The following is a 7,423-nucleotide window of genomic DNA, read 5'->3' on the forward strand; positions in this document are numbered from 1 at the left end:
ACCCCGCAGTGCGGGGTCGTCCCGTTGCTCCACCGAGGCGTAGAACGCGTCGAGGTCGGCGTGCAGGATGGTCGCCTCGGCGCCACTCGAGATACGCGGGCGCGGCGAATCGGACACGAACATATGTTCGCATCGGCCACCGACAGAAGTCGAGGACGGTTCGGCCCCTCGGCCGCCGAGACACCGACGGCCCGTCACAGTTCAGCGGGACTGAACGGTGACGGGCCGTGCGAACGCCGATCTGTGCGGATCTACGGCGAGGCGATCGCCGCGCTCATCACGCGAATGGCGCTGACGAGACCGTCGATGAGGTCTCCGTCGCCGAACGACGACACCGCTGCCGTCGCCCCGAGCTGGGCGACCCGGTCGGTGACCCGGTCGGCCACGGCCCGGCCGCTGCGGATCTCGACCGTCCGCTGGTTGGGCGAGACCGCGATGAGGACGGACCGTTCCGCCTCGGGAGTCGTCGGGAAGAGCGCATCGGCGCCGGCGGCGGTGTTTTCGCCGAGGTCGCCGACGTACGCGTTGAAGCGCACCTTCGTCGTGCGGGTGCCTTCGGTCAGGGCATCGTCGAGGCGGACCAGTTCGTCCGTCGTGAACGGCAGGTCGTCGGTGAAGGGCTCACCGACGCGGTGCACGCCCGAGATGCGACCGCTGGCGGTCACGACGCTGCCGACGGGCAGATTGTCCGCGGATACGGTCGCGGGGATCAGGTCACCACTTGCCACTTGCCGAGCCTCCAATCAGGTCGTCCGAACCGGCGTGCGCGCCGTGGTGCCCGCCGTGATGACCGTGCGTGGTCACCTCGTCGACGGCACTCCACAGCACCGGCGCATGCGTCCACTCCTCGCCGAGGTGGAACGCGGGCGGCACGGGGCCCGGCGTCTTCTTGCCGACGAACGACATCGCCGCGAAGAAGGCGGTGATCAACGCCGGAATTCCTACGAATATCAGCACTGTCTCGAGAATGCTCACAACGCAAACGGTAGCCCAGAACCGTGCGAAGGGAAGCGTCAGGGCCGAACTTCGCGGAGCCGTCGCGCGCAACGCTCAGGCGGCGCCTTCACCGAGGTAGGGCATCCACGACGGGTGCAGGTCCTTCGTCGACGCCAGCAGTCGCCAGTGCGGGCCCGACGGCGGCACCAGAGAGGCCCGGAGCGTCCAGCCGAGTTCGCTCAGCAACTTGTCCGCCTTGCGGTGGTTGCAAGGCGCGCAGCAGGCCACGCAGTTCTCCCACGAATGCTCGCCGCCACGACTGCGGGGAACCACGTGATCGACCGTCTCGGCCTTGGACCCGCAGTAGGCGCAGCGGAATCGGTCGCGGTGCATGAGGGCCGCGCGGGTCATCGGAACGCGCGCGCGATACGGGACGCGGACGTAGTTGCGGAGGCGGATCACGGACGGCACCTGAACGGACCACTGTTCGGAGTGGACGACCGGGGCCTGGGGATCCTCATGGACGGTGTCGGCCTTACCGCAGGTCATCAACACCACGGCACGGCGCGCAGGAAGGGCGGTGAGCGGCTCGTAGGTGACGTTCAGGAGAAGCACCCGGCGCTTGATCCAGAGCGGTACCGCATTCTCGCCCGGGAAAGAAGGCTCGGCGCTGTGCGCGGAGCCTTCGGTGATCACTTGTAAAGCAAACGCCCCTGAAACCCCGGCACTCCGGGCATCAGTGGGCACGAGTTGTCGGTGCGCGCGGGCGCTGTGTCGATTCTTCATGCGACCTCCGGGAGATTGCCACCAAGTGCACCATGAATTGCCTGCGTGCGCACGCCCATTTCCGACAAAAATGCAGGACATTCGATGAACAGACGGTGACGAAGACGGTTCCCGCCCGCACGTGCACAATGGAAGACGCCATGACTGACGTGCAGCAGACCTTCTACGAGGCGGTGGGCGGAGCGGAGACGTTCCGCAAGCTCACCGCGCGCTTCTACGAGGAAGTCGCCAAGGACGACATCGTCCGGCCCCTCTATCCCGAGGAAGATCTGGGTCCGGCCGAGCGCCGGATGCGGATGTTCCTCGAGCAGTACTGGGGCGGACCGCACACCTATTCGGACGAACGCGGCCACCCGCGACTGCGGATGCGTCACCACCCGTTCAAGATCGGCCCGATCGAGCGCGACGCGTGGCTGCGGTGCATGCACACGGCCATCGCGTCGATCGATTCCGGGACCCTCGACGACGCGCACCGCAAGGCGCTCCGGGAGTACATGGACATGGCCGCGGCGTCGATGGTGAACTCCGCCTTCTGAAACCGCCGCGCGCCGATTGCGCCTGTCGAGTCGTGGCGGGGACGATCGTTTGGCACGATGGGCGATTGTGAGCACTCCCGCCGAAACGTCCGCCGACGACACACAGCCGGCACCCTGGTGGTCAGACGCGGTCTTCTACCAGATCTATCCCCGCTCGTTCGCCGACGCGAACGGTGACGGCGTCGGCGATCTCCGCGGAGTGCGGGACAAACTCGGCTACCTCGAACTGCTCGGTGTCGACGCCCTCTGGCTGAGCCCGGTCATGCGTTCCCCCATGGCCGATCACGGCTACGACGTGTCCGATCCCCGCGACATCGACCCGCTGTTCGGCGACCTGGAGGTCATGGACGCCCTGATCGAGGCGGCGCACGCGCGCCAGATCAAGGTGACGATGGACCTGGTGCCCAACCACACCAGCGTCGAGCACGCATGGTTCCGCGCCGCCGTGGCGTCGCCGCCGGGCAGTCCGGAACGGAACCGGTACATCTTCCGCGACGGCCGCGGCGAGAACGGCGCGGAGCCTCCGAACAACTGGCCGAGCATCTTCGGCGGTCCGGCGTGGACCCGGATCACCGAGGCCGACGGCACGCCCGGCCAGTGGTACCTGCACATCTTCGCGGCGGAACAGCCCGACCTGAACTGGGACAACCCGGAGGTCGTCGAGGATCTCACGAAGACGCTGCGGTTCTGGCTCGACCGGGGCGTCGACGGATTCCGCATCGACGTCGCGCACGGCATGGCGAAGCCGGAAGGTCTGCCGGACCACGACTGGTCCGCCAACGAACTGCTGCAGAACTCGGACGACGACCCGCGGTTCGACAACCCCGCGGTCCACGACATCCACCGCGGCATCCGGAAGGTCCTCGACGAGTACCCGGGCACGGTGGCCGTCGGGGAGATCTGGGTCCGCGACAACGAACGCTTCGGCGAGTACATCCGGCCCGACGAGCTGCACCTCGGGTTCAACTTCCGGCTGGCGGAGGCCGAGTTCTCGGCGGAGACGGTCCGGGAGGCGATCGAGAACTCCCTGACCGCCGTCGACCAGGTCGGCGGAACCCCCACCTGGACACTGTCGAACCACGACGTCGAACGGGAGGTCACGCGGTACGGAGGCGGCGAGATCGGCACCGCACGCGCCCGGGCCATGATCCTCGTCGAGCTGGCGCTGCCGGGTGCGGCGTTCCTGTACAACGGCGCCGAGCTCGGCCTGCCCAACGTCGTCCTGCCCGATTCGGCGTTGCAGGACCCGGTGTGGGAACGGTCCGATCACACCGAACGCGGTCGCGACGGATGCCGGGTGCCGGTTCCGTGGGAGGGCACCGAACCGCCGTTCGGGTTCAGCACCGGCGAGCCCTGGCTGCCGATGCCGGCCGAGTGGGCCGGACTGACCGTCGAGGCGCAGCTCGAGGACGTCACGTCGACGCTCTCGCTGTACCGGGCGGCACTCGAACTGCGCTCGTTCCGCCCGGAGTTCTCCGGCCCCGGAGTCGACTGGTACGGCAGTCCCGAGGGCTGCTTCGCCTTCCGCAGGCGCGGCGGTCTGATCTGCGCCCTGAACGCCACGGAGGCGCCGATCTCGCTGCCGCCCGGCGAGGTGCTGCTCAGCAGCGCGCCGCTCGTCGAGGGGCAGCTTCCTCCGAACGCGGCTGCGTGGCTCATCTGACCCGGACTCCCCCGGTTGCGGTGTGCGCCCGGCCTACCGGGCCACCGAGAGCGGGATCCCCCCACCGCGGTGCCGGTAGATCGACCCGAATCGGGCGTCCACCCGCAGCCACGAGGCGGTGGCCCGCACCCGGACCAGTTCCGAGGCGTCGATGCGGTCGAGGTCGATGTCGGCGGTCAGCCGGTCCGAGCCCGCGTGCGGGACGAACCCCATCGCGGTGAGCGCGAACACCACCCGCATCGGGATGCCGACCGCCTGCTCGGCGCCCTCCACCCGCAGCACCTCCTGATCGAGCAGGGACGCGGGCGGGCCGTGGCTGCTGCCGTGCTCCTGCGCCAGCGCCGCACCGCGCTGCGCGAGGTCGACCAGAACGCGCGCCGGGACGTCGTCGACGTGGACGAAACCCTCCGTCGGAGGCAGGGCGCCCCGCCACGCCGAATCCATCGAGAACCCCGGATCGATGTCCGCGGCGGTCGCCGCTTCGAGCGCGGCGAGCAGGTGGTCACCGGCAGCCGACGTGTCGTCCGGGGTGATCGTCCCCGCGATCGTGCGCACAGCCAGCGCGTCGAAACCGGTTGCCGCCCAGGCCGTCAGGCGGCCGGGCCCGCGTTGGCGCAGACGGACCACGGTCGCCTCGTCCAACCGGACCACCCGAGTGAGGAAGGTGGCGAGATCGCCGCGATCCGTCGCGTCCGGGATCGACAGGACGCGCTCATGCACGCTGCCAACTCTCCAGGTACCCGCGCTCGACGTCCGTGATCCTGCGGAGCCGCTGAGTGTCGATGTCGAACGCCGCGATCTGCGTGGACGCGACGATGGACGGCGCGACCGAGACGTCGACGCCCTTCGGGCGGACCTCGTAGTTGATCGTGAAATCGACGGCGCGAACCTTCTCGACCCACATCAGCACGTCCAGCGGTGAATCGCTGTGCCGGAGCTGCCCGCGGTAGCGCACGTGCAGGTCGGCGATGACCGCACCGTCACGCAACGTGACCGTGGGCCGGTCGTCCTCGAACAGCCAGGGAATCCGCGCTTCCTCCAGCAGCGTCACCATTCGCGCGTGGTTGATGTGCTGGAAGACGTCCATGTCCGACCATCGAACTTCGACCTCCGCGTGAAAGCCCTCGCTCAACGTCATACCTCCGATCGGGTGCCCATACCGCGCACCATGCTGCGTACCTGACGCGCCGCCACCGAGAGCGTCGCGAGGTCAAGGGTCCCAGACTCGAAAATCTCGGTGAGAGCGGACCTCGCCCTGGCCAGCCGGGACGCGTTCGTCGACTCCCAGTCGTCGATCTTCTCCTGCGGCGTCTCGTGCGGTTCGCCACCGAGGAGCACTTCCATCGCGAGCTGGCGCAGCGAACTGTAGAGGTCGTCGCGCAACGCGAGGCGGGCCAGCGAATGCCAGCGGTCGCCGCGCGCGAGGGTGGACACCGCGCTGAGCAGCCAGTCGATGCCCAGGTGCGCGTCGAGTTCGTAGTACAGCTCGGCGACCTCGTCGATGTCGCGCTCGGCGATGTCGGCGATGTCGATGATGTCGAGCAGGCAGAACTTGTCCAGCAGGCGAAACACCTCGAAGGCCAGGTCTTCGGGCGCACCGCGGACGACGAGCGGCCGCGCCCGCATCTCCACGTCGGTGAGCTGATGCCCCCGCACGAGCTGCGGCACCTTCGGCGAGAGGGCCCGGAAGTCGGCCGAGTAGCGGGCGATCTCGGCACCCACCGCGAGAGGCTGGGGCCGATTGGTCAGCAACCACCGCGACGCCCGGTCGAGGACCCGGCCCGATTCGAGGATCAGGTCGTCCTCGATGTCCGCGGCGATGTTCGCCGACCGGATCCGCGACCACAGGTCGGGCAGGGCGAAGATCTCGGTGACCGCCGCATACGCGCGGATGGCGTCGGTGCTGCTCGCGCCCGCCTCGTCCGCCAATCGGTACGCGAAGGTGATGCCGCCGTTGTCGATGGTCTCGTTCGCGAGCATCGTCGCCACGATCTGCCTGCGCAGGGGATGCGCCTTGATCGCCGTCCGGAACTGCTTGCGCAGCACCGTCGGGAAGTACCGCGGCAGACGCGGCGCGAACGTCTCGCTGTCGGGCAGGTCCGTCGCGAGGAGGTCGTCCTTGAGCGCCAGCTTCACGTGCGCGGTGAGCGTCGCGAGTTCCGGCGACGTCAGCCCCTGCCCGGCCTGCCTGCGGCGGGCGATCTCGTCCTCGGTGGGCAGGGCCTCGAGTTTCCGGTCGAGGCCGCGGCGGGACGCGAGATGTTCGATCTGGCGGCGGTGCACGCTCAGCATCGGGACCGCGCTGGTCCGGGACACACCGAGGAGGTTGTTCTGGGCGATGTTGTTCGCGAGAACCAGGTGGGCCACCTCGTCGGTCATCGACGCCAGCAGCGGATTGCGGTCCTCTCGCGGCAGACCACCGCTGCTCACCAGCGAGTCCAGCAGGATCTTGATGTTCACCTCGTGATCGGAACAGTCGACGCCCGCGGAGTTGTCGATCGCGTCGGTGTTGATCCGGCCGCCGTTCTGGCTGTACTCGATGCGGCCGAGCGCCGTGACCCCCAGGTTGCCGCCCTCACCGACCACCCTGGCCCGCACCTCGTTGCCGTCGACGCGCACCGAGTCGTTGCTCTTGTCGCCCACCATCGCGTTGGTCTCGGTGGACGCCTTGACGTACGTGCCGATGCCGCCGTTCCACAGCAGATCCACCGGGGCAGACAGGATCGCCCGGACCAGTTCCGGTGGGGAGAGTTCGGTGACGGTGTCGTCGAGTCCGAGGGCGGCGCGCGCGGCCGCGCTGATCGGGACCGATTTGCGGGTCCGGTCCCACACTCCGCCTCCCTCGCTGATGAGGCTGGTGTCGTAGTCGGCCCACGACGACCGGGGCAGCGCGAACATCCGGGACCGCTCCTCGAACGACGTGGCGGCGTCGGGATCGGGGTCGAGGAAGACGTGCCGATGGTCGAATGCCGCCACCAGCCGAATGTGCCTGCTCAGGAGCATGCCGTTCCCGAACACGTCGCCGCTCATGTCGCCGACACCGACCGCGGTGAAGTCCTCGGCCTGGGTGTCGATCCCCATCTCCCGGAAGTGCCGTTTCACGCTCTCCCAGGCGCCGCGGGCGGTGATGCCCATCCCCTTGTGGTCGTACCCCGCCGACCCACCGGACGCGAACGCGTCACCGAGCCAGAAGTTGTACTGCTCCGCAACCGAATTGGCGAGATCGGAGAATTTCGCGGTGCCCTTGTCCGCGGCGACGACGAGATACCGGTCGTCGCCGTCCCGCCGCACCACCCGGGCGGGAGGCACGATCTCCCCCGACACCTGATCGACGTTGTCGGTGAGATCCAGGAGTCCGGAGATGAACGTGCGGTAGCAGTCCTGGCCCGCCGCGAGCGCGGCCGCGCGGTCGGCCGCCGCGTCTCCCGACGGCGTCGGCGGATTCTTGACGACGAAGCCACCCTTCGCCCCGACCGGGACGATCACCGCGTTCTTCACGGCC

Annotated in this window: 8 protein-coding genes and 1 pseudogene; 2 read left to right on the forward strand and 7 right to left on the reverse strand. The window is 68.7% G+C overall.

Going from position 1 to position 7,423, the window contains the following annotated elements; translation table 11 throughout:
• From ACFTZB_RS40505 to ACFTZB_RS40520, 4 genes and pseudogenes are all read right to left on the reverse strand, one after another.
• A pseudogene (locus ACFTZB_RS40505) lies at window positions 1–198 on the reverse strand (hypothetical protein); the annotation flags it as partial.
• Window positions 199–251: 53 nt separating this feature from the next.
• Window positions 252–728 carry a DUF5130 domain-containing protein gene (locus tag ACFTZB_RS40510; RefSeq protein WP_378440803.1) on the reverse strand — a complete coding sequence of 159 codons (477 nt, stop codon included), beginning with the start codon at window positions 726–728 and terminating at the stop codon, window positions 252–254.
• Complete coding sequence (locus ACFTZB_RS40515) at window positions 715–975, reverse strand: hypothetical protein (protein ID WP_378440805.1); 261 nt, start codon at window positions 973–975, stop codon at window positions 715–717. The genes ACFTZB_RS40510 and ACFTZB_RS40515 overlap by 14 nt, the downstream gene beginning before the upstream one ends.
• A 75-nt stretch (window positions 976–1,050) precedes the next feature.
• Window positions 1,051–1,722 (reverse strand): HNH endonuclease, encoded by a 672-nt coding sequence (locus ACFTZB_RS40520; RefSeq protein ID WP_167372212.1) that lies wholly within the window; start codon window positions 1,720–1,722, stop codon window positions 1,051–1,053.
• A 140-nt stretch (window positions 1,723–1,862) separates the two neighbouring features.
• On the opposite strand from ACFTZB_RS40520, the gene ACFTZB_RS40525 reads away from it, so the two are divergent.
• Together ACFTZB_RS40525 and ACFTZB_RS40530 are read left to right on the forward strand one after the other, a co-directional pair.
• On the forward strand, window positions 1,863–2,258 hold the full coding sequence (locus ACFTZB_RS40525) for a globin (protein WP_043824253.1): 396 nt from the start codon (window positions 1,863–1,865) through the stop codon (window positions 2,256–2,258).
• Window positions 2,259–2,325: 67 nt separating this feature from the next.
• Window positions 2,326–3,921, forward strand: a complete 1,596-nt coding sequence (locus tag ACFTZB_RS40530; RefSeq protein ID WP_378440808.1) for a glycoside hydrolase family 13 protein — start codon at window positions 2,326–2,328, stop codon at window positions 3,919–3,921.
• Between the two features lie 33 nt (window positions 3,922–3,954).
• Here the strand turns inward: ACFTZB_RS40530 and ACFTZB_RS40535 are convergent, their stop codons facing one another.
• The 3 genes from ACFTZB_RS40535 to ACFTZB_RS40545 all read right to left on the reverse strand — a co-directional run.
• A complete protein-coding gene (locus ACFTZB_RS40535) occupies window positions 3,955–4,641 on the reverse strand; it encodes a hypothetical protein (protein WP_378440810.1) in 687 nt (228 codons plus the stop codon).
• Complete coding sequence (locus tag ACFTZB_RS40540; RefSeq protein WP_124390101.1) at window positions 4,634–5,059, reverse strand: thioesterase family protein; 426 nt, start codon at window positions 5,057–5,059, stop codon at window positions 4,634–4,636. The genes ACFTZB_RS40535 and ACFTZB_RS40540 overlap by 8 nt, the downstream gene beginning before the upstream one ends.
• Window positions 5,056–7,423, reverse strand: a 2,368-nt coding sequence (locus ACFTZB_RS40545) for an NAD-glutamate dehydrogenase domain-containing protein (RefSeq protein ID WP_378440813.1), incomplete at its 5' end; no start/stop codon positions are given. The genes ACFTZB_RS40545 and ACFTZB_RS40540, both read right to left, overlap by 4 nt.

The sequence above is a fragment of the Rhodococcus sp. NPDC057014 genome (assembly GCF_042673295.1).
Lineage (GTDB): Bacteria > Actinomycetota > Actinomycetes > Mycobacteriales > Mycobacteriaceae > Rhodococcus_F.